Genomic DNA, 22615 nt, shown 5'->3' on the forward strand with positions numbered 1-22615 from the left:
CGTCAGGATCCCAGGGGTCGTGACGTGCGGGCCCGCGCGGGGGCGACGACGACCTCCGCGGCCGGTGCGGACGGCATCCGGGCGCGGCGGCGACGCAGCACCTTGCCCACCTCGACGGTGATCGGCAGCAGGGCGGCGAGGCCTGCGCACGCGAGCCACTGGCCGGGGGTGAGCTCGACGGTCTGCAGGGAGGCGCGCAGGGTCGGCAGCTGGGTGGCGAGGAAGACCATCCCGACCGGGAACATGCCGATGGCCAGGGCCTTGACGACGGGTGCGGTCAGGCCGCTCGTCGGGTCACGCCGGTTGACGATCGCGTTGAACACCGTGCCGAGCCCCATGACGGCGAAGGTCATCGTCATCGACGTGCTCGCGGCGGTCGGGCTCGGCTCGTCCGGGCCGGCGACGAGCGGCACGAGCGCCCCGACGAACAGGGCCACCGCGTAGACGACCCAGCCGGTCACGGCCGACCGGTTCGTGATGGTGACGGCGGGGTCGCGCGGCGGACGCGACATGACGTCCGGGTCGCCCGGGTCGACGGCGATGATGACGACGCCACTGGCCGTGGCGAAGAAGAGGAGGTAGAGCACCATCGAGGGGGTCATCGCGACGCCGTCGTTGATGCCGAACACGCTCGCTGCGATGAAGAGGAGCACGAGCGAGAGCAGCTGGGTCATCTGGTAGCGCACGTACGAGACGACCTTGTCGTAGACGCGGCGACCGATCTCGACCGCGTGGACGAGGGTGCCGAAGTTGTCGTCGGTGAGCACCATCCGCGCGGCCTGCTTGGTCACCTCGCTGCCGCTGCCCATCGCGACCCCGATGTCGGCCTGCTTGAGCGCGGCGGCGTCGTTGACGGCGTCACCGGTCATCGCGACGATCTCGCCCTGCTCCTGCATCGCCCGCGCCAGCCGGAGCTTGTCCTCGGGGGTGACCCGGCCGAAGACGTGCAGCTGCGGCAGGCTCTCCTTGAGCTCGGCGTCGGTCAGGGCCTGCAGCTCGCTGCCGCTGATCGCGCCCGGGCCGAGCCCGAGGTCCTCGCCGATGGCCTGGGCCGTCACGGCGTGGTCGCCGGTGATCATCCGCACGTCGATGCCGGCCGCGAGCGCGGTGGCGACCGCGACCTTCGCCTCGGCGCGCAGCGGGTCGATGATGCCGGTGAGGCCGACGAAGGACAGCTCGGTCGTCAGCGCCATCGGGTCGCTCTGCATCGTCGAGAGCTCGTCGTCGGCGACGAGGCGGGCCGCGAAGGCGAGCACCCGCAGCCCCTTGCCGCCCATCCGGGCGTTCGCCTCGTTGATGCCGTCGCGGGCCTGCTCGATCGGCACCTGGGAGCCGCTGAGCGGGCCGCCGGCTCGGCTGCAGCGCGCCAGGACGACGTCGGGAGCGCCCTTGACGAGCTCGATGACGTGCTCGGCCCCGTCGAGCGTGGCCCGGTGGAAGGTCGCCATGAACTTGTAGTCGGAGTCGAAGGGGACCTCGGCCAGCCGGGGGTAGGCCCGGCGGGTCTCCTCGGCGTCGACGCCGAGCTTCGCCGCGAGCACGACGAGGGCCGCCTCGGTCGGGTCGCCGATGACCGCCCCGTCGTCGCTGACGACCGCGTCGCTGTCGAGCACGAGCCCCATGGCGAGGCGGGTGAAGTCGGGCACCGGGGCGCCGGCGACCGACCGGACGGCGCCGGTCTTGCGGTAGCCCTCGCCGTCGACGGTGAACCACGACCCCGCCGAGTAGACGGTCGAGACCATCATCTCGTTGAGCGTCAGCGTGCCCGTCTTGTCGGTGTTGATGGCGCTCGTCGCGCCGAGGGTCTCGACGTCGGTGAGGTTCTTCACGACGGCCTTGGCGTCGGCGAGCTGTCGGGCCCCCATCGACAGCAGCCCCGAGACGAACGCCGGCATCCCGGTGGGGATGGCGGAGATCGCCATGGCGATCCCGAGCAGGAGCAGCTGGTCGACCGGCATCCCCCGGACGAGGCCCGCGACGATGATGATCGCCACGGCGCCCCACGCGATGATGCCGAGCACCTTGGTCAGGGAGTCGAGCTCACGCTGCAGCGGTGAGCGGCTCCGGGTCACCGAGGTGAGCATCGTCGCGATCCGGCCCATCTCGGTGTCCATGCCGGTGGCGGTGACGACGAGGGTCGCGGTCCCCCGGGTGACCGAGGTGTTCTGGAAGAGCATGTTCGTGCGGTCGCCGAGGGCGACGTCGGCCGCGCCGAGCACCCCGGCATCCTTGGCGATCGGGGCGCTCTCCCCCGTCAGGGCCGCCTCCTGGGCCTCGAGGGTCGCGGACCGCACGATGCGCCCGTCGGCGGGGACGACGTCACCGGCCTCGACGAGGACGACGTCGCCGGGGACGATGCCGGTCGCATCGGTGAGACTGACGGCACCGTCGCGCACGACGCGGGCCCGGGGCACCTGCATCTTCGCCAGGGCGTCGACGCTGGCGCGGGCCGTGAGCTCCTGACGGGTGCCGAGGCCGATGTTGAGGAGGATGAGGAGGCCGACGATGATGCCCGTCGAACGCTCGCCGATGAGCAGGCTGACGACGACGACCCCGACGAGCATGATGTTCATCGGGTCGCGGAACTGCTGGGCCGCGATCGCCCAGGCCGACGGCGGTGGTTCGGCCGCCACCTCGTTGGGGCCGTGCGTCGCGAGGCGGTTCGCGGCCTCGGCGGCGCTCAGCCCGGCACCCTGGTCCGTGCCGGCGGCGGCGAGGACCTCGTCGGCGGTCATCGCGTACGGCGGTGTCGGCGCACCGGCGGGCACGGTCGACGCGCCTCCCGTCGTGCCTGTCGCGTCGGTCTCGCTCACGGCCCGTCTCCCTATCACCCGGTGGTCCCGGCGGCCGGGCCGGGTCACCCCACGCTAGGGACGGGTCGGCGGGGTCCGGACCACCCTCGCGGGGTGGTTCCCCTGCCCCGGCCGCCGCGGCCCGGTGATGGGCTCCACCGTGATCGGGCTACGTGGCCAGGATCCGCTCGAAGAGGTCGAGGTGCTCGCGCACCATGCGGTCGGCGGAGAAGTGGCCCTCGATCGCCCGCCGGCACGCCGCGCGGTCGAGCTCGTCGATCCGGTCGAGGGACGCGGCCAGCTCCTCGACCCTGTCGAAGACGAACCCGTGACACCGTGCTCGACGATCTCCGGAGCGGCACCCGAGCGGAGCGTGAGCACGGGCGTCCCGCAGGCCAGGGCCTCGGTCATGACCAGGCCGAAGGGCTCGGGCCACAGGATGGGGTTGAGCAGCGCGCGTGCGGACCCGAGCAGCTTCTGCTTCTCGACCATGCCGACCTCGCCGACGTACTGCACGTGGGAGTCGAGCAGCGGCTCGACCTGGTCCTTGAAGTACTCGATCTCCTCACGCTCGCGCATCTTGGCGGCCATGATGAGCGGCACCCCGGACAGGTGGGCGACGAGCGCCGCCTCACGGGCTCCCTTGTCGGGCGAGAACCGGCCGAGGAAGAGCAGGTAGTCGCCCTCCCCCTGCCCGACGGTCCACTCCTCCGGGCGCAGGCCGTGGTGGATCACCGCCGACACCGGCTCGCTCGCGCGGGATGCCTGGTCGTGGGAGATCGCGACGACCTCCGCGTGCCGCCCTGCGCGGGCGTAGATCTCGTTGAGCTCGTTGGTGAAGGGCCCGTGGTTCGTCGTGACGACCCGGCCCTTGGCCCTGCTCTCGGCGATCACCGGTCCGACGATGGTGTGGTCGTGGATGATGTCGTAGTCCGCCACCTCGTCGTAGGCGTGCAGGAGGTGGTGGACCTCCACGTAGGACTGTCCGATGTACTCCGGGACCGCACGCTCGCGGACCCACGCCTTGGGCACCGAGCAGGTGCTGTCGCCGGTGGTGTACAGGAGCACCTCGTGCCCGGCGTCCCGGAAGCCGGTGGCGAGCCGGTCGATCACCCCTTCGGTCCCGCCGTACGCCGGTGGCGGCACCGGCAGCCACGGCCCAGCGACCAGGGCGATCCGCATCAGGATTTCCTCTCCTCATCCCCGGACGTGGAGACGGCCCGGGGCAGACTTGTCTTCGTTCTACCCCTTCCCGGCCACCTGCAACCCGGCAGCTGCCGGGACGTGCTGAGAACCACATCGACGAACGGGTGCGACATGACCGCCGACACGACCCCACCTGCACTGGGTCTGCAGCGCCCGTGGAGCGACTACCAGGCCCTGCTCTTCGACCTCGGCGGCGTCGTCACCCGCACGTCCTCACTCCAGGCGGCGGCGTGGAAGCGGCTGTTCGACGACTTCCTCGCGGCCCGGGCCGCCGCCGACGGCACCGGGCCCTTCGTCCCGTTCGACATCGAGTCGGACTACCTGGCCTACGTCGACGGACGCCCCAGGGAGGAGGGCGTGGCCACCTTCCTCGCCTCGCGCGGCATCCCGGTGGACCTGGGTGACCCGGACGACCCGCCGGAGGCGGCGACCGCCCACGGACTGGGCAACCGGAAGAACACCTTCGTCGCCGACGCGCTCGAGCGGGACGGCCTCGAGGTGTTCGCCGACGCGGTCGCCCTCGTCGACGCGGCGCAGGCGGCGGGTGTGCGGACCGCGGTCGTCTCCGCGAGCCGGAACTGCGTTCCGATCCTCCGGCGGGCGGGGCTCCTCGACCGCTTCGAGGTGCGGGTGGGCGGGGAGGAGGCCGCGGCCTGGGGGTTGCGTGGGAAACCCGCACCGGACACGTTCGTTCGTGCGGCCGACCTGCTCGGGGTGGCGCCCGCCGACGCGGTGGTGCTCGACGCCGCCATCGCCGGCGTCCGCGCGGGCCGCGAAGGGAACTTCGGCCTCGTGGTCGGCGTGGACCGGCTGGGCCGTCCGGAGGTGCTCGCCGAGAACGGCGCCGACATCGTGCTCAGCGACGTGCGCGACCTCCTGCGAGCGGCGCCGCTGGCATTCCCGGCCGTCGCGGCACCCGCCCACGACACGCGAGCGGAGGGAGTCGTCGTCTGCCTGCCCCCGGGCGTCACCCCCGACGCCGCGCCCGACCTCAGCGCGCTCGCGGATGCCCTGCGCCACGAGGGCGTCGACGTCGTGGTGACGACCAAGGACCCGTCGGCCCAGCTCGCCGCGATGGCGTCCCGGCTGGACGGACGTGGCATCGGCTCGGGCCTCATCCTCGTCATCGGCTGGCTCGACGACCTGCCCCTGCCGGCCGAGGCCACCCGCGCGCGCGTGGTGTCGGTCGCCTCCCAGCCGCCCGCCGCCACGACGGTCGAGTGGGTCGGCGGCGAGGGCAGCGCGTGCGCCGCGATCCTGCAGGAGCAGCTCGACCGCCGTCGGGAAGGTCGGATCCCCAGCATCGACCTCGACCCGACCTGGACGGTCACGGTGACCGGCGACTCCCTGGCGTCACGCCGTCCGCTGCAGGCCGTTCTCACCGTCTCGGACAGCCGGTTCGGCACTCGCGGGGTGCGGGAGGAGGACAGCCACGGCGCCCTGCCGCGCGTGTTGGCCGCCGGTGTCTTCGACGACAGCCAGGACCCGCCCGCCCTGCTCGAGGGTCCCGGGTGGACCGGTCTGCACCTGCTCCGGCACCTCGACCACTCCCGGGACCGCCGCACGCTCGACCTGCGCACCGGCATCCTCGTCCGGGAGCAGCCGGCCGAGCCGCATGCCCTGCGTACGGTCCGCTTCGCCACCCTGGCGCGGCCCGGCGGCGCCGTCCTGCGGGCCGAGGGCCCGGTCGACTGGCTGCATGCCGGCGCCCCGCTGCTTCCCCCCGCCACCGACGGCACCTTCGAGCGCTTCCAGCGGGACGGCCGGTCCACCGCCCGCACCCGCGCGGAGGTCGGTGGCAGCATCGCGGCGGCCGCCGCGCAGCGGGAGCTGGCCTCCGACGGATGCCGGGTCGTCGAGCGGCTCGCGTTCCTGCGCGCCGACCCCGACGGCGCGCTCACCCTGGACGCCGCATCCGAGGGGCTGGGTGAGCTGCAGGAGGTGGGCTTCGAGGGGCTCCTCGCCGAACAGCGAAGCGCGTGGGCCCGCCGCTGGGACGACGCGTTCGTCGCGATCGACGGCGACCCCGACCTCACCCTGGCCGTCCGCTTCTGCCTGTTCCACCTCATGGGGTCGGTCCCGACGCAGGACGAGGCGGCCGCGGGGGCGCGCGGGGTCACCGGTCCCGCCTACCGCGGCCACGTGTTCTGGGACGCCGACGTGTTCATGCTCCCGTTCTTCGCCGCCACCTGCCCCGCAGCGGCCCGTGCGATGCTCGAGTACCGGGTTCGTCGGCTCGACGCGGCTCGCTCGCGGGCCGCCGAGCACGGTCGGCTCGGCGCTCGCTTCCCGTGGGAGTCGGCCCGAACCGGCGTCGACGTCACGCCGACCGAGTACCGGCCGCTGGACGGCCCGGTCATCCCCATCCACACCGGTCGTCTCGAGGAGCACATCGTCTCGGACGTGGCCTGGGCGGCGCTGCACTATGCCGCGTGGACCGGCGACGAGGAGTTCCTGCGCGGCCCGGGGCGGCCACTCGTCCTGGACGGCGCCCGGTACTGGGCGTCCCGGGTCGAGACCGACGACGACGGGGTGGCGCACATCAGCAACGTCATCGGCCCCGACGAGTACCACGAGCAGGTCGACGACAACGTCTTCACGAACGGCATGGTGCGCTGGCACCTGCGCACGGCGGCCGACCTCGCGCAGGCCGGCGGTGACGTGGCCGACGACGAGATCGGGCACTGGCGCGCGGTGGCGGACACCCTGGTCGACGGCTACCAGCCGGAGACCGGTCTCTACGAGCAGTTCCGGGGGTTCTTCGACCTCGAGGACGTCGACATCACCGACAAGGCCGCGACACCGTACGCGGCTGACCTGCTCCTCAGCAGCGCGGTCGTCCAGCGCTCTCAGATCATCAAGCAGCCGGACGTGCTCATGCTCCATCACCTCCTGCCCGAGGAGACGCGGCCGGGGTCACTCGAGAGGAACGTCGAGTACTACGAGCCCCGGACCTCGCACGGCAGCTCGCTGTCCCCGGCCATCCACGCCTCGTTGCTCGCCCGCGTCGGCCGCTTCGACGAGGCGTTGCGCCTGTTCACCATGGCGTGCCGCCTCGACCTGGACAACCTCAACCACAGCACGGCAGACGGCCTGCACACCGCGACCTTCGGCGGCGTCTGGCAGGCGCTCGTGTTCGGCTTCGCCGGCATCCGACCGACGCAGCGAGGACTGGTGGTCGACCCGCGCGTGCCCGCCCAGTGGCAGTGCCTGCGCCTGCACCTGTGCTTCCGGGGGCGCCTCGTCAGGGTGGCCGCGGGTGCGGACAGCCTCGAGGTGTCCGCCGACGGGCCGGTGCCGCTCGTCGTGGGTGGCGCGGAGCCCGTGGAGGTGGGGGCCGCACCTCGGCGCTGGCAGCGCACCGACCACGGCTGGGACGTCGACCCTGACGACGTCGTCCGCGCTCGGTAGCGAGCCCGGCTGGACGTCGAACCCGACGACGTCGTCCACGCGTGGTAGCGAGCCCGGCAGGCCCGCGGCGTGGCGCGGCAGGTCCGGTGACCCGTCACGGCGCCGCCCCGTGATCGAGGCGCGCGAGCCCCGCCATGACCGCGTCGGCGAAGGCCGCGTGAAGCGCCGGACTCGGGTGGAAGCCGTCGTCGGCGAACATCTCCGGTGAGAGCGGCTCGGTGGCCTGGATCCGGAAGACTCTCCGGCGGGCCCGGACCGCGGCGACCCCGATGGCGTCGAAGACGCGGCCACGCCAGCCGAGGGCATCGGCCAGCGGCCGGGGAAACGCCGGAAAGTGGTCGAGCGGTGGGATTCCGAGAAGGCACACCCAGGCTCGTGGTGCAGCGGCGAGGACCGCATCGAGGAGCGTCGCGAGCTCACGGCGGAAGCGAGAGGCACGGTGCAGGTTCTTCAGGTCGTTGACACCGACGGACACGAACACCAGGTCGGCGTCGTGCAGGGCACCGGGAGTGACGAGGGCCAACGCGCGGCCGGCGGTCGCCCCGGTCATGGCGCAGGCCTGCCAGTGGACCGTCGCCCCGTAGCGGTCGGCGAGTCGCCCGGCGAGCTGACCCGCCACGGACGACCTGTGATGGCCGACCGCGTACCCCGCCGCCACGCTGTCACCGAGGGCGACGACCTTCAGGTGGCGGTCGCCGGTGCCGACCTGCCCCGTGACCCCGTCGGCATCCGAGAAGCGTGGGATGGTGCGAACGAGCCGGTATCCCTGCACCGGCACGACGGGAAGGCCGAGCCACCACCACCGAGCACCCCAACCGCCCCGGGCGAGTCCTCGAGGCCCACCGCGTCCGGCACGGACGAGATCGATCGGCATCACGGGCCAGATGCTATGCCGCGCCTCCTCGTCCCCCTCGAGGCGCGCTGAGCCACCTCCCGGTCTCTCGCACGTCGTCGGCGTGGGATGGTGAGGCATGGCCGACCCGGACGACAGCGAGCTCGACGCCTTCTGGGACATCGCCCGGGAGCACGCGGGTCTTGCCGGTGTCCCGGTCTACACCGGCGCCAACCCGATGCGAAGCCTCCGGCCCCCCGCGTGGGCGTTCGGGGCGACGCCCGAGCAGGCCGACGACCTGCTCGCGCTCGTCCTCGGCGGCACCAAGACCGCGACCTCGAGTGCGCACGCCGACTACGTGTCGGCCGGTGAGGAGCTGCCCGCGCCCGGGATGCTCGGCATCGTCCTCGACGGCGCCGGCCACCCTCGTGCCCTCGTCGTGACGACCGAGGTGCGGGTCGTCGCCTTCGACCACGTGGATGCCGGCCACGCCCGTGACGAAGGGGAGGGCGACCGCACCCTCGAGCACTGGCGCGCGGTCCATGAGCGCTTCTTCACCGAGCACGCCGCGGGTGGCTTCCAGCCGGACATGCCGGTCGTCCTGGAACGCTTCCGCCTCCTCCACCCGTCGGCCTGACGCGAGGGAAGATCCGAGCAGGGACACCCCCAGGTGCCGAGCAGCAGTGCCGGTCCGACGGGCTGACACGCCGCCCCACCACGCTCAGGTGCGTGGGGGCTCCGTCCCACGGTGGGTGGCCAGGTAGCCCTGCCAGTCCCACCCCGCGAGGAACCGGGTGGCGGCCGTCCGGCCGTTCTCGAACAACGTCGTCGCCTGCGCCCGGCTGAGCCCGAAGTCGACCGGGTTGACGCCGCCGGTGTCGACCTGCATCGTCCGCACCTTGACCCACGGCTTGGCGAGGTGTGCCTGGTCGCGCCCGACGATCGTCGTCATCACGAGGTCGGCGGCCAGGGCCACGGGACCGTGCTTGACGAGGCCGACGACGGGAAGCAGCTTGGCGGCATCCATGGGGAGGACCGGGAGCAGCTTGACCCCGAAGGTCGGCCAGCGTGGCGGCTGCCCGTCGGTGCGGTCGAAGACGTCGATCGGGAAGTTGGACAGCACCCCTCCGTCCACGAGGGTGGACGACGTCCCGTTCGAGCCTCGGAGCGTGACCGGCTCGAAGAAGAACGGGATCGACATCGACGCCCGCACGGCATCCGCCACGCGCTGCCGGCCCGGCACGAGGCCGTAGATGCGCTCGTAGTCCCACGGGAGGTGCACGAGCTCACCGCGGGTCACGTCGGTGGCGGTGACGACGAGCCGGAACCGGCGCTCGGGCGGAAGCGAGGATGCCGGGTCGTCGACCGCGAGGTCGGCGAACGTCTCGACGCCGCACTCGTCGACGAGCAGGTTGCCCAGCCACTCCCGCAGGTGGTCGCCCTCGAAGACCCCGTCGTCCAGGAGCAGGGACAGCAGCGGCCCGCCGATCGGGACCCGGTCCAGGAGGGACCGGTCGGCGAACCTCCGGTAGTCCAGCGTCGCCATGATCTCGGTGAGCCGTGACGCCGGCATCCCCGCGGCCACGAGGGCGCCGACGATCGAGCCGGCCGACGTGCCCGCGACCCGGGGGAACGAGTAACCGGCGTCCTCGAGCACCTGGATGGCTCCGACGTGCCCGATGCCCAGGACCCCGCCACCCTCGAGCACGAGGTCCGCGGTCAGGGACGGCGACCGAGTCATGAGCTCCACTCCCGCGGGTCCAGGGGGCGCACCCGGACCGGGGCGCGTGGCGACCGTAGTCCGCGGGGCTCAGCCGCGCAATCGGGCCGGGATGCCGGCCGCGGCGCGAGGATGCCGTGGACGCGCGGGGCGGCGTTCGTGGTTCGCCCGCGTGCGCCCCGGCCGTCGTCCTACATTCGCGGGATGGACGTGGAGCAGTACCTGACCCTCGACGCGACCGGCCTGGCCGCCCTCGTGGCCTCGGGGGAGGTGTCACCCGGCGAGCTGCTCGCCGTGGCGCGTGAGCGGCGCGACGCCGTCGACCACGCCCTCAACGCCGTCGTGGTTCCGCTGACGCGGCCCGCGGACGACAGGGCAGCCGACCCGGCGCTGTCCGGGCCGTTCACAGGCGTGCCGTTCCTGCTCAAGGACCTCGCGCAGGAGTACGCCGGCTACCCGACGAGCAGCGGGTCGCGCGCCCTGGCCCACGACGTCGCGGCCGAGCACGCCCTGGTGACCCAGCGGTTCCTCCGCGCGGGGCTCGTGGTCTTCGGCAAGACGAACGTCCCGGAGTTCGGCGCGAAGGGCGTCACCGAGCCGGTGCTGTTCGGGCCCGCGCGCAACCCGTGGAACCTGGCCCACACCCCGGGTGGCTCCTCCGGTGGCGCCGGGGCAGCCGTCGCCGCCGGCATCGTCCCGGCCGCCGGGGCCAACGACGGCGGCGGCTCGATCCGGGTCCCCGCCGCGTGCAACGGCCTCGTGGGCCTGAAGGCGAGCCGCGGCCTGACCCCGTACGGTCCGCAGACCGGCGAGCTCATGATGGGGATGGTCACCCAGGGCGTCGTCACCCGCACCGTGAGGGACAGCGCCGCCCTGCTCGACGCCATCATCGGACCCCACCCGGATGCCGCGTACGAGGCGGTCCGGCCCCCGGTGCCCTTCGCCGAGCTCATCCAGCGACCCGTGCCCGCGGTGCGGGTCGGCTACTCCTGGGCGTCGGCGATCAACGCCCACCCGCACCCCGAGGCGGTCGCCGCCGTCGAGCAGGCCGCGGCCCTCCTCGCCGACCTGGGGCACCACGTCGAGGAGGTCGCACCCCCGCACGACGACGAGGCGCTCGCCCGGGACTTCCTCACGATCTGGTTCGCCCAGCTGTACGCCCAGGTCAGCGACGCCAGGCGGCGCTTGCGCTCCCCCAGCTCCAGCTTCGAGGCCGACACCCTCGCCGCCGCGGAGCTGGGCCGGGCGGCCGGGGTCCGCCCGCTGCTCGCAGCCGTGACGAACGTCAACGCCCACACCCGCGCACTCGCGTCGTTCCACGAGACGTACGACATCCTGCTCACCCCGACCCTGGCCCAGCCACCCCTGCTCGTGGGCGCGCTCACCCCCAGCACCGCGCTGCAGCGCGCCTCCCGGGCGGTGGCCAGGGCGCGCGCCGGCCGGCTCCTCGCGGCCTCCGGGCTCCTCGACGAGATCATCTCCGAGAACCTGAGCTGGGTGCCGTACACCCAGCTCGCGAACCTCACCGGGCGGCCGGCGATCAGCGTGCCGCTGCACTGGACCGCGACCGGCCTGCCGCTCGGTGTGCAGCTCGTCGGCCGCCTCGGAGCCGACGGGGTACTGCTCCAGCTGGCCGCCCAGCTCGAGGAGGCCCACCCGTGGTTCCACCGCTACTCGCACCTCGACCCCGCCCTGACCACCCGCGAGTACCGGGCGCCCCTCACGGGGTCGGGGCGTCCTGCTCCAACGCCTGGGTCAACAGGGTGACGAGCGCCTCGAGCTGGACGTCGGCCGACGAGCCGACCTCCTCGTCCGAGCCGTCGAGGGCTCGTGCCGCCAGCCCGGCCTTGTCGTCGATGAGCTCTGCGAGCCGTGGGTCGATGGTGCCGGCGGCGATGATCCGCCACGCGGTGACCGGCTCGGTCTGGCCGATCCGGTGCACGCGGTCGATGGCCTGCGTCTGCTCCGCGGACGTCCACGACAGCTCGGCGAGCACGACGTTGGAGGCGACCTGGAGGTTGAGCCCCACCCCGGCCGCGGTGAGCGAGCACACGATGACGGCGACGTCGGGGTCGGTGAGGAACGCCTCGATGTTCGCCTTGCGCGCCTTCGGCGTCTGGTCGCCGCGAACCGAGGAGTAGCCGAGGCCGCGCTTGGCGAAGGTCTGCTCCGCCGCGTCCATGACGTCGACGTGCTTGGCGAAGAACACGACCTTGCCGACGTTGCGTGCCAGCTGGGCGGCGTAGTCCGCGGCCAGGCCGGCCTTGGCCTGGCCGATCCTGCGCATCACCGTGAAGACGTTGTCGCCGCTCTGGTCCGTGCCCGCGTTCTTGCGCTCCGCCGCGGCCACCCGACGGACGAGATCGTGGTCGACGCCGACGACCGGCGTGCCAGCCCTGCGTGCGGCGACCGCCGCCTCGTAGCGCGCGACGAGGCGCCGTGCCAGCTCCTGCTCCGCGGCGCGGATGGAGCGGCTCGCCTCGTCGTCGAGCTCGACCGGGAGGTCCGCGACGCGGCGGGCCGGGATGTCCGAGGCGACGTCGACCTTGCGCCGCCGCACGATGCCCAGGTCGATGACGCTCCTGCGCGCCGCGGCGTAGAACCCGCGGTCGGCGGGGCTGAGCCCGGTCTCCTCGAGCGCGGCCATGAGGGCGTGCCGCGGCTTCGTGTCGTCGATCCAGCCGAGTAACTGCCAGATCGCCTTGAAGTCCTCGATGTCGTTGATGAGCGGGGTGCCGGTGAGCGCCATGAACAGCGCGTTGGCACTGCGGGCCCGGATGCGTTCGGAGAGCTGCAGCACGTGCTTCGAGCGCTGCGACGCCTTGTTCTTGATGAAGTGCGCCTCGTCGACGACCATGCCGCGGAAGCCGTGCTGGCCCAGCCAGCCCACGTGCCGGTCGAGGAGCTCGTAGTTGACGATGACGACGTCGGCGAAACCGTCGATGGTCTCGCCGTCGCCGTGGATGACGGTCGGCACCCGGTGCGGGGTCCACAGCTCGGCTTCGTGCGCCCAGTTGGCCTTGACGACGTTCGGGACGACGACGAGGAGGGGGAAGGAGTCCGCCGCCTCGGCGCACAGCAGCGCCTGCGCCGTCTTGCCGAGCCCGGGCTCGTCCGCGAGCAGGAAGGTCCGGTGCCCGTCAGCGGCTGCCGCGACGACCTGGGCCTGGTGGTGCATGAGCTCGAGACCCCGGATGCCGTGGGGCACCTCCGTCGGTTCCGGCAGGGGCATGCACGTGGCGTCCCCGCCGTACTCGAAGGCGCGGAACAGCGGGGTCAGCAGCTCCCAGCTGCCGAGCCGGTTGGTCCTCGGGCGCGGGGAGGGCACCCCCGAGAAGTCGGGCGCGAGGAAGGGGTTCGCCAGCTGACGGGCCAGGACCGTCGGGGGGACGACGCGACGAGTCGTCGGCATGGGTTCGACGGGCGCCTCCTCCGGCTCCTCCTCGGGCTCGCGGCCGGCGGCCCGCAGCAGGTCGTTCCGCAGGCTCACCGCCGAGGGCGAGACGACGGCATCCTCGGCGAGCAGCTCGATGAGCGAGGTGTCGAGCGCCGCGGTCTTGGCGAGGATCGTGGCGATGCCGTCGAGGCGGGTCAGCGCGGCGGTGCGCTCGGGCTCGGGCACGGAGGTGTCCCCCTTGAGCCGGGCGCGCTCCTCCCGGACGAGGAGGGCGACGACCTGGTACGCCGTGCGGCTGCTCGGCCGGACCTTGCCGCGCTGCGCAGCGGCCTCGACCTGCCGGACGGTCCTGGCCAGGACGGGCATGAGGCCCTTGTCGTCGCGGGCGCGGGGACCCTGCCGGTCGCGCGGCGCGGTACGCGACGCGCCGTGGCGGCGCGGTGGTCGCTGTGCCAAGCGGTTCCTTCTCCTGAGTCGGTCTGACGGGGTGGCGCCGGGGTGTCGATGCGACGGGACCGGCGAGGTCGCACCGCCGGGTGCCGGGGCGCGAGGCGACACGGCCACCGCGCTGGTCGGCGCGGCATCGACAGCCGAAGCGGACGCTCGCCGGGGGCGAGGCCCCGGTCCCCTGCGTCGCTGGGGCGTCCTCGCCGAACGACGGGAACGGGACAAGCGTATGCCGTGCCGCGTCGTGCCGGGGACCATCCGCGCCGACGAGTGGGTCAAACCTCCGCGGCCGGGAGGCGCCACCGCCGGTCGAGGTCGGCGCAGACCTCTGCGTGACGGACGAGGAAGGCGCGTTCGTCGAGCCGCTTGCGGCGCAGCCAGCCGGTGACCTCGTCGTTGCACTTGCTGGCGTTGCACGAGGAGCACGAGGGGACGACGTTGGTGAGGGTGTAGCGCCCACCACGGGAGATCGGCAGCACGCAGTCACGCTGGAGCGGCCGGGCCGCGGCGCCGCAGTACGCGCACCCGCCCCAGGAGTCCTGGAGGGCCGTCCACTGCTCGTCGGTCAGGTCGTGGGCCACACGGCCCATGCGGCGGGTGCGGCGCCGGGCCGCGCGGGCCTTGCGGGCGTTCGTCGCCATGGGCCCAACCTAGGGCTGCGAGGGCACCCGCCGGGGCGACGGCGCGCACGACGGCCTCGTGGACGTCGGCTACGGACCTCGCCGTCGAGCAGGGCTCATGGGCCCCGGGGGGCCACGCCGACGGTGGTCGGTGCACCGCAGGCGAAGGCAGACCCGCCACTGGAGGTCGCCGTCCGCGCTCCCTGCCAGGTCCCGGTGCCCACAACTGCTTTCACCGCGAAAGGAATTCCTTCTGCGGTGACAGCAGTTGTCCCGGGGGTCCAGGGCGCGAGGAGAGCCGGGCCGGGCAGGGCGCGAGGAGAGCCGGGCCGGTGGCCGGGCCCTTGGCGGAGCGAGCCGGAGCGCGGGTGTCACCCCCGCCCAGCGGGCGATCACCACCGACGTTCGCCTCCGGGGTGCGGGTCGCGACGGGTTCGTCCGGACGCCGAGCGCGTCCGCCAACAGGCAGTGGGGGGCAGAAGCGCCCCCCAGGGAGCACGCGGCCCCCGACCGATGACAGGGCACTGCCTGTCCTGGTGCACGCGTCCGGCCCCGTCCTGGTGCGCGCGCCCTTCCCTCCGCGCCACCCGGGAGTCCCGGCGTCATCCACGAGGCGGCTCGCGGTGGGTGGAGAGTGCGGTACGCGTGCCTGGCGCGCCGCGCGCGCCTTCCGCGGCACGCGCGCCTGCCGCGCCGCGCGTGCCTGTTACGCCAAGCGTGCCTGCTGCGCCGCGCGTGACTGGCACGCCCCGCGAGCCTGCCGCGGCGCGGACGCCGCTGACAACGACGAGACCCCGTCCGACCGGCGGGCGGTGCCGCGGGTCGGACGGGGTCTACCGTCGGGTGGAGCTGAGGGGATTCGAACCCCTGACCTTCTCATTGCGAACGAGACGCGCTACCAACTGCGCCACAGCCCCGAAGTGCGGAGCAACGATAACACCAGCCCGAGACGAGCCTGAAACCGGATCGACCCTCCCCGGATGCGCCTCTCTCCCGCCCCAAGAGCCGCCCCGAAGCCGCCCCGTCCCGCCCCCCTCTCGCCGGGCCCGGGCGCACCTTGGCGACCAGCGGCAGACGGCGCCACGCGCCGACCAGGACCCGGGCCAGCACATACCATCGCGGCATGCGACTGCGCCTGCCCCGCCCGTCCCGGACCGGTGCCGACCCCGCCGGCCTGCCCGGCTCGATCGTGCGCGCGGACGCCGTCCACCCGCTGAGCGCCACCGACCCGCGTCGCCCCGCTCAGTGGTCAGTGCCCCTCGGGGTGCGCACCGCCAGCGAGTGGGCCTGGCGCGGGCTCGTCATCGGTGCGGCCGCGATCGCCCTGCTCTACCTCGCCGGCCTGCTCTCCGAGGTCGTCATCCCCCTCCTCGTCGCGTTGCTGCTCACGGCCCTGCTCCAGCCGGTCTACGACCTGCTGTCCCGAGTCGTACCCCGCGGGCTGGCGGCCGGTCTGACGGTGCTCGGGACGCTGGCCGTCGTCTTCGGCCTCCTGTCCTTCGTCGGCTCGCAGCTGACCAGCCAGCTCGACGACATCACGACGAAGGTCACCGAGGGGATCGACCAGATCCGCCGCTGGCTCAACACCACCTTCGGCGTCACCGACACCCAGCTCGAGGGCTACATCGACCAGGCCCGCGACTGGCTCAGCTCGGGCAACCTCGCCGACACGGCGACCTCGGCCGGCCTGACCGCAACGCACATCGTCGCCGGGTTCTTCCTCGCGATGTTCACTCTCTACTTCTTCCTCTACGACGGCCCGGTCGTCTGGGGCTGGGCGGTGCGCCTGTTCCCCCGCGGCGCCCGCGAGAAGGTCCACTCCTCCGGCCTCATCGCCTGGGCCCAGCTGTCCGCGTTCACGCGAGCGACCCTGCTCGTCGCCGCCGTCGACGCCATCGGCATCGGCGTGGGCGCCGCGATCCTCGGTGTGCCGTTTGCGGCGGGCATCGCCCTCATCGTGTTCTTCGGCGCGTTCATCCCGGTCGTCGGTGCCGCGATCTCCGGAACGGTGGCGGTGCTCCTCGCACTCGTCGCCCTCGGCCCGATCCAGGCGCTCATCATGCTCGGCATCGTCATCGGCGTGCAGCAGATCGAGAGCCACCTGCTCCAGCCGCTGCTCGTCGGCCGGGCCATGCGGATCCACCCGCTCGCGGTGATCCTCGCCATCGCCGCCGGCATCGTGCTCGCCGGCATCATCGGTGGCCTCATCGCGGTTCCCACCGTCGCCGTGCTCAACGCCGTGGGCCACCACCTGCTCGACGGTCCGGAGGCCGACGACGACGTCCCGCCGGGCAAGGGGCAGACACCGGACGAGGTGCTCGGCCCCGATGCCAGGGACCGCGCGGAGGCCGACGCACAGGACCTCGCAGACCGCGCCGAGCAGGGGGCCCGCGAGCAGGCACCGGACTGAGGGGGCCCGCTCCGGGGACGCCAGGTCGCGGCCCGAGCGGCCTGTACCGGGCCCGAGCGACCCGTACCGGGCCCGAGCGACCCTCCCCGGGGAACTCAGGCCCCGGCTACCCGGCGCTCGTCGTAGGCGGCGTCCTCGCTGTCGGCGACGCGCTCGACGGGGACCGGGTCGGGCGTGACGGCGGCCGGTGCCACCTCACGCGGGGCGGCCTTGGCCTTCATCGTGTACGTCGGCCGCGGGACCGGCACGGGGTCCCAGGTGAGCGGCAGGTCGTCCTCGTCGAGGATCGGCACCATGACCTCGGCGGCGGGCTCGGCCGGCGGGGCAGGCTCCGCGCCCGAACCGGCCACGACTGGACCGGCGGGCAGGCCGCTGGATGCCGTCGCCTCGCTCGCGTGCCCCGTCGCCACCGCGCCGGTCGTGGAGCCGGTCGCCCCAGCGCTGGCCGGGACGGGGCCGCCCCGTGCCTCGTCGGCGCCGGCGCCGTCAGCGGCGGTGGCGTGGCCGGACGCGGTGACGCCGACGACGGCACGCCCGGACACGGCATCCGCCGCACTGGACGCGCCGGTCGCCTGCGGCCGGCCCGGTGCGGCCCGCCGCGCGGTGCCCTCCGTGGACGGTCGCGCGACGACCGGGGCGGAGGTGCGGCGCCGCTCGAGCTCGGCGAGCCGGCGGCGGTGGGCCCGGGCCGTCGCCTGCTCGGCGCGCACGCCGGAGCGCAGGTAGACCATCGTCGCCGCGACGGCTCCGACCGCCGGGGCCAGGGCCCAGACGGGGAGGAACGCCAGCACGACGAGCGGGACGATGACGAGCAGCTCGGCGAGCGAGGCGAGCACGAGGAGACCCCGGACCCGGCGGCTCGGGCGCAGCCGGGGGCGGGCGGGCGGGACCCGGTCGGTCCGCCCGGGCCGCACCGGGCCGGAGCCGGTGGCCGGACGGGTGCCGCCCGCCGGACGCGCCGGCCTCGGGGTCGAGCCGCCGTCACCGTCGCCGCCGCCGCCGGTGTCGGCCACGCGCGACGTGACGGTGAGGGGGCCGGTGGGCTCGGCAGCCACGGCACGCTTGACGAGCACCTGGGGTCGCGCGCTGCGGGCGGGGTGCACGGCATACGACCGGGGGGCGGGCTCGGACAGGTCGGTGGCGGGCAGCGCGTCACGCCGTTCGAGGACGCGCATCGCCTCCGTGAACTGCTCGACGGAGCGCGCCGTGGCGAGGTGGTCGCGGCGGCGGACCCAGTACTGCGCGAAGTAGGCAGCCCAGATCCCGAGGAGGACGATGAAGATCAGGCTCGACGGGGACCGCACGACTAGAACGGTAGGTGCGCTCCCCCGCCAGGGGCCGGACCCCCTTCGGTGTGTCGCGCAAGTGACTGCTGTGACGACTGTGTCGCATGGGTGCCGGGGCCGGTGGCGGGGTCTCCGGCGAGCCTGGCCAGCCGCTCCATGAAGGTCTCGCCCGCGAGGTCCTCGGTCGTCAGGGCGAACGACACGTGGTCGCGCCACTCGCCCGCGATGTGGAGGTAGTGCGGTCGCAGGCCCTCCTCGCGAAATCCCAGCTTGCGGACGACGGCCAGGCTCGCGGTGTTCTCCGGGCGGATGTTCACCTCGACGCGGTGCAGCCCGAGCGTGCCGACGACGTGGTCGCCCGCGAGCGCCAGGGCTGTCGGGATGACCATCCGGCCGGCGACGGACCGGCTCACCCAGTAGCCGACGAAGCACGAGCGGAACGACCCGAGCACGATCGAGCCGACCGACAGCTGCCCGACGAGGCGGCCGTCCACCTCGACGGCGAACGGCAGCGCCCGACCGGCCCGCGCGTCGGCGTCGTACTGCGCGACGAGCTCGGCGAACCCGCGGGCCGGCGCGTCCGGGTCGGGCGAGGTCGCGTCCCACGGCTCGAGCCAGGCGGCGTTGGCGCGACGCACCGACGCGAAGGCCGGCCCGTCCTCGAGGCGCAGCGGCCGCAGCGTGACCTCGGTGCCGAGCGGTGTCCGCCCGACGAGGCGCACCGGCCACCTGGCAGCCGGCGCCGAGGTGGCGCCGGCACGACGCCTCGCCCCGGCGAGGCCGGTCGACGTGCGGCGGACCCGACCCCACATCAGTGGTCGCCGCCCCCGGCCTGGCTGAGGGCGTGGGGCAGCACCTCGGCGAGCACGGAGAGCGCGTCGCGCACGCCGCCGGTGGACCCGGGCAGGTTGAGCACGAGCGTCGCACCCGCGAGCCCGGCGAGGCCACGGGACAGCACGGCCGTCGGGATGCCGTTCGCGACCCCGCGCGCCCGGATCGCCTCGGCGAGCCCGGGCACCTCCTTGTCGAGGAGCGGCCGGGTGGCCTCGGGCGTGCCGTCGGTCGGCGTCAGTCCGGTGCCGCCGGTCGTCACGAGGAGGTGGGGCCCGGTCTCGAGTGCGGCGGCGAGGGCCTCGGCGACGGCGGGGCCGTCCGGGACGACGGTCGCCTCCGGGACGTCGGCTCCCCAAGCGCGCAGGGTCTCGACGAGCAGCGCGCCGCCGCGGTCGGGGTAGACCCCGGCCGCGGCACGGGTCGAGCACGTGACGACGACGGCGCGCGTGCCCGCCAGCGGCATGCCCGCCCGCGGCGTACCCTCCAGCGGCGTGGCCTCCCGCGGCGAACCCCCCAGCGGCGAACCCCCCAGCGGCGAGCCCGGCGGGGCCCCGTCCCCGGCACCACCGCTCATGCCGGCTCCTCCCAGTCGCCCGAGCGACCGCCCGACTTCGCCGTGACCCGGATGTCGGTGATGCGGGCGTGCCTGTCGACCGCCTTGACCATGTCGACGAGGGCGAGGGCCGCGACCGAGACCGCGGTGAGCGCCTCCATCTCGATGCCGGTGCGGTCGGCGGTGCGCACGACCGCGCGGATCTCGACCCCGTCGTCGACGACGTCGAGGTCGACCTCGACCGCGTGCACCGCGACGGGGTGGGCGAGCGGGATGAGGTCGGGCGTGCGCTTGACGGCCTGGATGCCGGCGACGCGGGCCACCCCGAGGGCGTCGCCCTTCGGCACGACGCCGCCGCGCAGGGCGGCCACGGCCGCCGGCGACAGGAGCACCCGGCCGGCGGCGGCGGCCCTGCGGGCGGTGACCGCCTTGGCGGAGACGTCGACCATGTGTGCCGTGCCGTCGGCTCGCACGTGGGTCAGCCCCGGGGGCGGGAGGTCAGCGGCCACGGTCGCGATCCTGCCCGAGGAGGGGGAGGCAGCGCAGCCGGTCGCCCGGCTCGACACGCTCGACGCCGGCGGGCACGACGGCCAGCGCCGTCGCCGCGCTCAGGGCACCGAGCACGTGCGACCCCTGCCCCCCGGACGGCCGCACCCGGCCGTCGCGCTCGACGACCCGGGTCAGCTCGACCTTCCCCGGCGCGGCCGGCCACGCGACCTCGGCGACGGCGTCGAAGGCGCCGTCGGCGCCGGGGTCGAGGCCGGCGAGCCGGCGCAGCGCGGGCAGGACGAAGACGTGGAACGACACGAACGAGCTGACCGGGTTGCCGGGCAGGGTGACCGCCGGCGTGCGCGAGGGCCCGACGACCCCGCACCCCTGCGGCATCCCCGGTCGCATGGCGACCTTGGCGAACTCCACTCCCCCGTCGGCGGCCAGCACCTCCTTGACCGTGTCGTAGACGCCCATCGAGACGCCGCCGGTCGTGAGCACGAGGTCGGGCGCGCCCGGGAGGTCGTCGAGCAGCGCCCGGACGGCTCGGGCGTCGTCGCGCAGGTGAGCCGACCCGGACACCTGCGCCCCGGCGGCCTCGACGAGCGCGCAGAGCATGACGTGGTTGGAGTCGACGATCTGCCCGTGCTCGAGCGCGGACCCGGGGGGCACGAGCTCGTCCCCGGTCGACACGACCGCCACCCGTGGGCGGGGGTGGACGACGACCCGCGGCACGTTGGCCGCCGCCGCGAGGGCGAGATGACCCGGCCCGAGGCGCGTCCCCGCCGACAGGACGGCATCCCCGGTGCGCACGTCCTCCCCGCGCCGCCGGACGGACAGGCCGGCCGACGGTGCCACGTGCAGCGCGACCCCGGTGGCGCCGCCGTCGGTCAGCTCGACGGGCACGACGGCGTCGGCGCCCTCGGGAATGGGCGCTCCCGTCATGATCCGCAGCGCCTGCCCCGGCGCCAGGACGTGGCGCGTCGTGTCGCCGGCGGCGACGTCACCTGCCACGGGGAGCACGACGGGGTGGTCGGGCCCGGCACCGGCGAGCTCTGCCGAGCGCACGGCGTAGCCGTCCATCGCCGAGTTGTCGAAGCCGGGCAGGTCGACGGCGGCGACGACGTCGGCCGCGAGCACGAGGCCGAGGGCCGACCCGACCGCCACCTCGACCGGGGCGAGGGGGGCGACGAGCGAGAGCACGGCGGCGCGATGCTCCTCGAGGGTGCGCATCAGACCTCCCCCGCGAGGTGCGCCCCGTCGGGGATGGTGCGCACGCCGCCGGTGACGCGGACGTCCCCGGTGCACACGACGCCGGCGCCGAACGTCGCGTCCGCCTCGACGCGCAGGCTCGAGCAACCGCGGATCGAGGGGACCCCGCGTGGGAAGCGCGCCTCGAAGGCGTCGACGAGCCGGTACGGCGCCCCGAGGTCGACGAACGGCTCCTCGTGCTCGATCGTCGACTCGACGAGCGCGTCGTCGGTGAGCCGGTAGATGTCGGAGCGGATGAGGAGCAGCTCGTTCGTCGTCTTGACGGGTCGGAACCTCGTGCGGTCGACCGCGAGGGCGCGCGAGCCGTCGAAGACCTCGACGGCGGCACCCATCGCCGACTCGACCTGGATGACGGGGGTGCTGTCCGGGCGGGTGGGGTCGACCGTCTTGCGGTTGACGATGATCGGCAGACCGAGGATGCCGTCGCGCTCGGCGAGGCGCTCGGCGAGCACGTCGAGGTCGACCCAGAGGTTGTTCGCGTGGAACCACGGGTGCCGGTCGGTGTCCTGGAAGAAGACGTCCTCCCCCTCGGCCACCATGGCGCTGTCCCGCAGCACGAGGCGCCCGTCGGACCGGCGCACCGCGAGGTGGCCGCCCTTGCGGTCGTTGCGGGTCCGGGCACAGACCTCGGTGACGTAGGGGATACCCTCGCGCTCCATCCACGCGGGCACGGCGCCCTCGCACGTCGCCCCGAGGTTGTCGGCGTTGGACAGGAACGCGTGCCGGTAGCCGCGCTCGCGCAGCGCGTCGAGCAGGCCCGAGGTCTGCAGCGCGACGTAGACGTCGCCGTGGCCCGGCGGGCACCACTCGAGCTCGGGGTCGTCCGGCCACTCCACCGGCGCGAGGTCGTCGGCCCGCAGCTTGGGCTCCATCGTCTGGAGGAAGTCGAGCGGCATGCCGTCGACGGCCAGGCCCGGGTGCCGGCCGAGGATCTCGAGCGACTCGTCGCGGGTGCGGAAGGAGTTCATGAGGAGCAGCGGGGTCGCCACGCCGTGCCGTCGGCGGAGCGCGAGCACCTGCCGGGCGATGATGTCGAGGAAGGTGAGCCCGTCGCGCACGACGAGGGCGGACTTCGCCCCCCGGACCCCCATGCTCGTGCCGAGCCCCCCGTTGAGCTTGATGACGACGGTGCGGCCCAGAGCCGCCGCGACGGCCGCGTCGTCGGGGCGGACGTCGTCGAGGTGCGGCACGTCGGTGAGCGGCTCGATGGTGTGCTCGGGGATCGTCCCGGTCGCGTCGGAGCGCAGCTCGGCGTGGAAGCGGCTGAAGACGGCCACCGCGAGGTCGGGGACCCCGGCGTGCCGCATCTTCTCCGTCGCCGCCCGCAGCCCGTCGGTCGTCATGCG

The 22615-nt window shown here is 74.1% G+C and carries 16 protein-coding genes and 1 tRNA gene; 4 read left to right on the forward strand and 13 right to left on the reverse strand.

All coding sequences use genetic code 11. From position 1 onward, the window contains the following. Nucleotides 1-2 precede the first annotated feature (2 nt). Complete coding sequence (locus ABD899_RS00915) at nt 3-2813, reverse strand: cation-translocating P-type ATPase (protein WP_345201282.1); 2811 nt, start codon at nt 2811-2813, stop codon at nt 3-5. A 54-nt stretch (nt 2814-2867) separates the two neighbouring features. Then, nucleotides 2868-3974 (reverse strand): glycosyltransferase, encoded by a 1107-nt coding sequence (locus ABD899_RS00920; RefSeq protein WP_345201284.1) that lies wholly within the window; start codon nt 3972-3974, stop codon nt 2868-2870. A gap of 135 nt (nt 3975-4109) precedes the next feature. Between ABD899_RS00920 and ABD899_RS00925 the strand changes: the two genes are divergently transcribed. Then, on the forward strand, nt 4110-7409 hold the full coding sequence (locus tag ABD899_RS00925) for an HAD family hydrolase (RefSeq protein WP_345201287.1): 3300 nt from the start codon (nt 4110-4112) through the stop codon (nt 7407-7409). A gap of 94 nt (nt 7410-7503) precedes the next feature. Here the strand turns inward: ABD899_RS00925 and ABD899_RS00930 are convergent, their stop codons facing one another. Beyond that, nucleotides 7504-8283, reverse strand: coding sequence for an SGNH/GDSL hydrolase family protein (locus ABD899_RS00930; protein ID WP_345201663.1), 780 nt, complete (start codon nt 8281-8283; stop codon nt 7504-7506). Nucleotides 8284-8380: 97 nt separating this feature from the next. Between ABD899_RS00930 and ABD899_RS00935 the strand changes: the two genes are divergently transcribed. Beyond that, nucleotides 8381-8878, forward strand: a complete 498-nt coding sequence (locus ABD899_RS00935; protein ID WP_345201289.1) for an ASCH domain-containing protein — start codon at nt 8381-8383, stop codon at nt 8876-8878. An 84-nt stretch (nt 8879-8962) separates the two neighbouring features. Here ABD899_RS00935 and ABD899_RS00940 read toward each other — a convergent pair whose 3' ends face one another. After that, on the reverse strand, nt 8963-9982 hold the full coding sequence (locus ABD899_RS00940; RefSeq protein ID WP_345201291.1) for a patatin-like phospholipase family protein: 1020 nt from the start codon (nt 9980-9982) through the stop codon (nt 8963-8965). Between the two features lie 183 nt (nt 9983-10165). On the opposite strand from ABD899_RS00940, the gene ABD899_RS00945 reads away from it, so the two are divergent. Then, entirely contained in the window at nt 10166-11728 is a 1563-nt protein-coding gene (locus ABD899_RS00945; protein WP_345201293.1) for an amidase, read from the forward strand. Here the strand turns inward: ABD899_RS00945 and ABD899_RS00950 are convergent. The 3 genes from ABD899_RS00950 to ABD899_RS00960 all read right to left on the reverse strand — a co-directional run bounded on the left by ABD899_RS00950 (nt 11682) and on the right by ABD899_RS00960 (nt 15342). Continuing rightward, entirely contained in the window at nt 11682-13814 is a 2133-nt protein-coding gene (locus ABD899_RS00950) for a DEAD/DEAH box helicase (protein ID WP_425474925.1), read from the reverse strand. The genes ABD899_RS00945 and ABD899_RS00950 overlap by 47 nt on opposite strands. 266 nt (nt 13815-14080) lie before the next feature. Next, the gene (locus ABD899_RS00955) at nt 14081-14446 is read right to left on the reverse strand and encodes an HNH endonuclease (RefSeq protein ID WP_345201295.1); all 366 of its coding nucleotides are present in this window, start codon (nt 14444-14446) and stop codon (nt 14081-14083) included. Between the two features lie 823 nt (nt 14447-15269). Continuing rightward, nucleotides 15270-15342: transfer RNA gene (locus ABD899_RS00960), tRNA-Ala, on the reverse strand. A 206-nt stretch (nt 15343-15548) separates the two neighbouring features. On the opposite strand from ABD899_RS00960, the gene ABD899_RS00965 reads away from it, so the two are divergent. Further along, complete coding sequence (locus tag ABD899_RS00965) at nt 15549-16835, forward strand: AI-2E family transporter (protein ID WP_345201297.1); 1287 nt, start codon at nt 15549-15551, stop codon at nt 16833-16835. A 95-nt stretch (nt 16836-16930) separates the two neighbouring features. On the opposite strand, the gene ABD899_RS00970 is transcribed toward ABD899_RS00965, so the two are convergent. Genes ABD899_RS00970 through ABD899_RS00995 form a run of 6 tightly spaced genes read right to left on the reverse strand, consistent with a single transcriptional unit; the run spans nt 16931 to nt 22612 of the window. Then, the gene (locus ABD899_RS00970; protein WP_345201298.1) at nt 16931-18139 is read right to left on the reverse strand and encodes a hypothetical protein; all 1209 of its coding nucleotides are present in this window, start codon (nt 18137-18139) and stop codon (nt 16931-16933) included. A 2-nt stretch (nt 18140-18141) separates the two neighbouring features. Next, on the reverse strand, nt 18142-18933 hold the full coding sequence (locus ABD899_RS00975) for a GNAT family N-acetyltransferase (RefSeq protein WP_345201301.1): 792 nt from the start codon (nt 18931-18933) through the stop codon (nt 18142-18144). Further along, nucleotides 18933-19529: a MogA/MoaB family molybdenum cofactor biosynthesis protein gene (locus ABD899_RS00980; RefSeq protein WP_345201302.1), complete on the reverse strand. Its 597-nt coding sequence runs from the start codon at nt 19527-19529 to the stop codon at nt 18933-18935. Before ABD899_RS00980 ends, ABD899_RS00975 begins: the two co-directional genes overlap by 1 nt. Next, on the reverse strand, nt 19526-19957 hold the full coding sequence (moaC, locus tag ABD899_RS00985) for a cyclic pyranopterin monophosphate synthase MoaC (protein WP_425474927.1): 432 nt from the start codon (nt 19955-19957) through the stop codon (nt 19526-19528). The genes ABD899_RS00980 and moaC overlap by 4 nt, the downstream gene beginning before the upstream one ends. A gap of 49 nt (nt 19958-20006) precedes the next feature. After that, a complete protein-coding gene (locus tag ABD899_RS00990; protein ID WP_345201306.1) occupies nt 20007-21230 on the reverse strand; it encodes a molybdopterin molybdotransferase MoeA in 1224 nt (407 codons plus the stop codon). Next, complete coding sequence (locus ABD899_RS00995) at nt 21230-22612, reverse strand: UTP--glucose-1-phosphate uridylyltransferase (protein ID WP_345201308.1); 1383 nt, start codon at nt 22610-22612, stop codon at nt 21230-21232. Before ABD899_RS00995 ends, ABD899_RS00990 begins: the two co-directional genes overlap by 1 nt. Between the last annotated feature and the right edge of the window lie 3 nt (nt 22613-22615).

This window comes from Fodinibacter luteus (assembly GCF_039541575.1).
Classification (GTDB): domain Bacteria; phylum Actinomycetota; class Actinomycetes; order Actinomycetales; family Dermatophilaceae; genus Fodinibacter; species Fodinibacter luteus.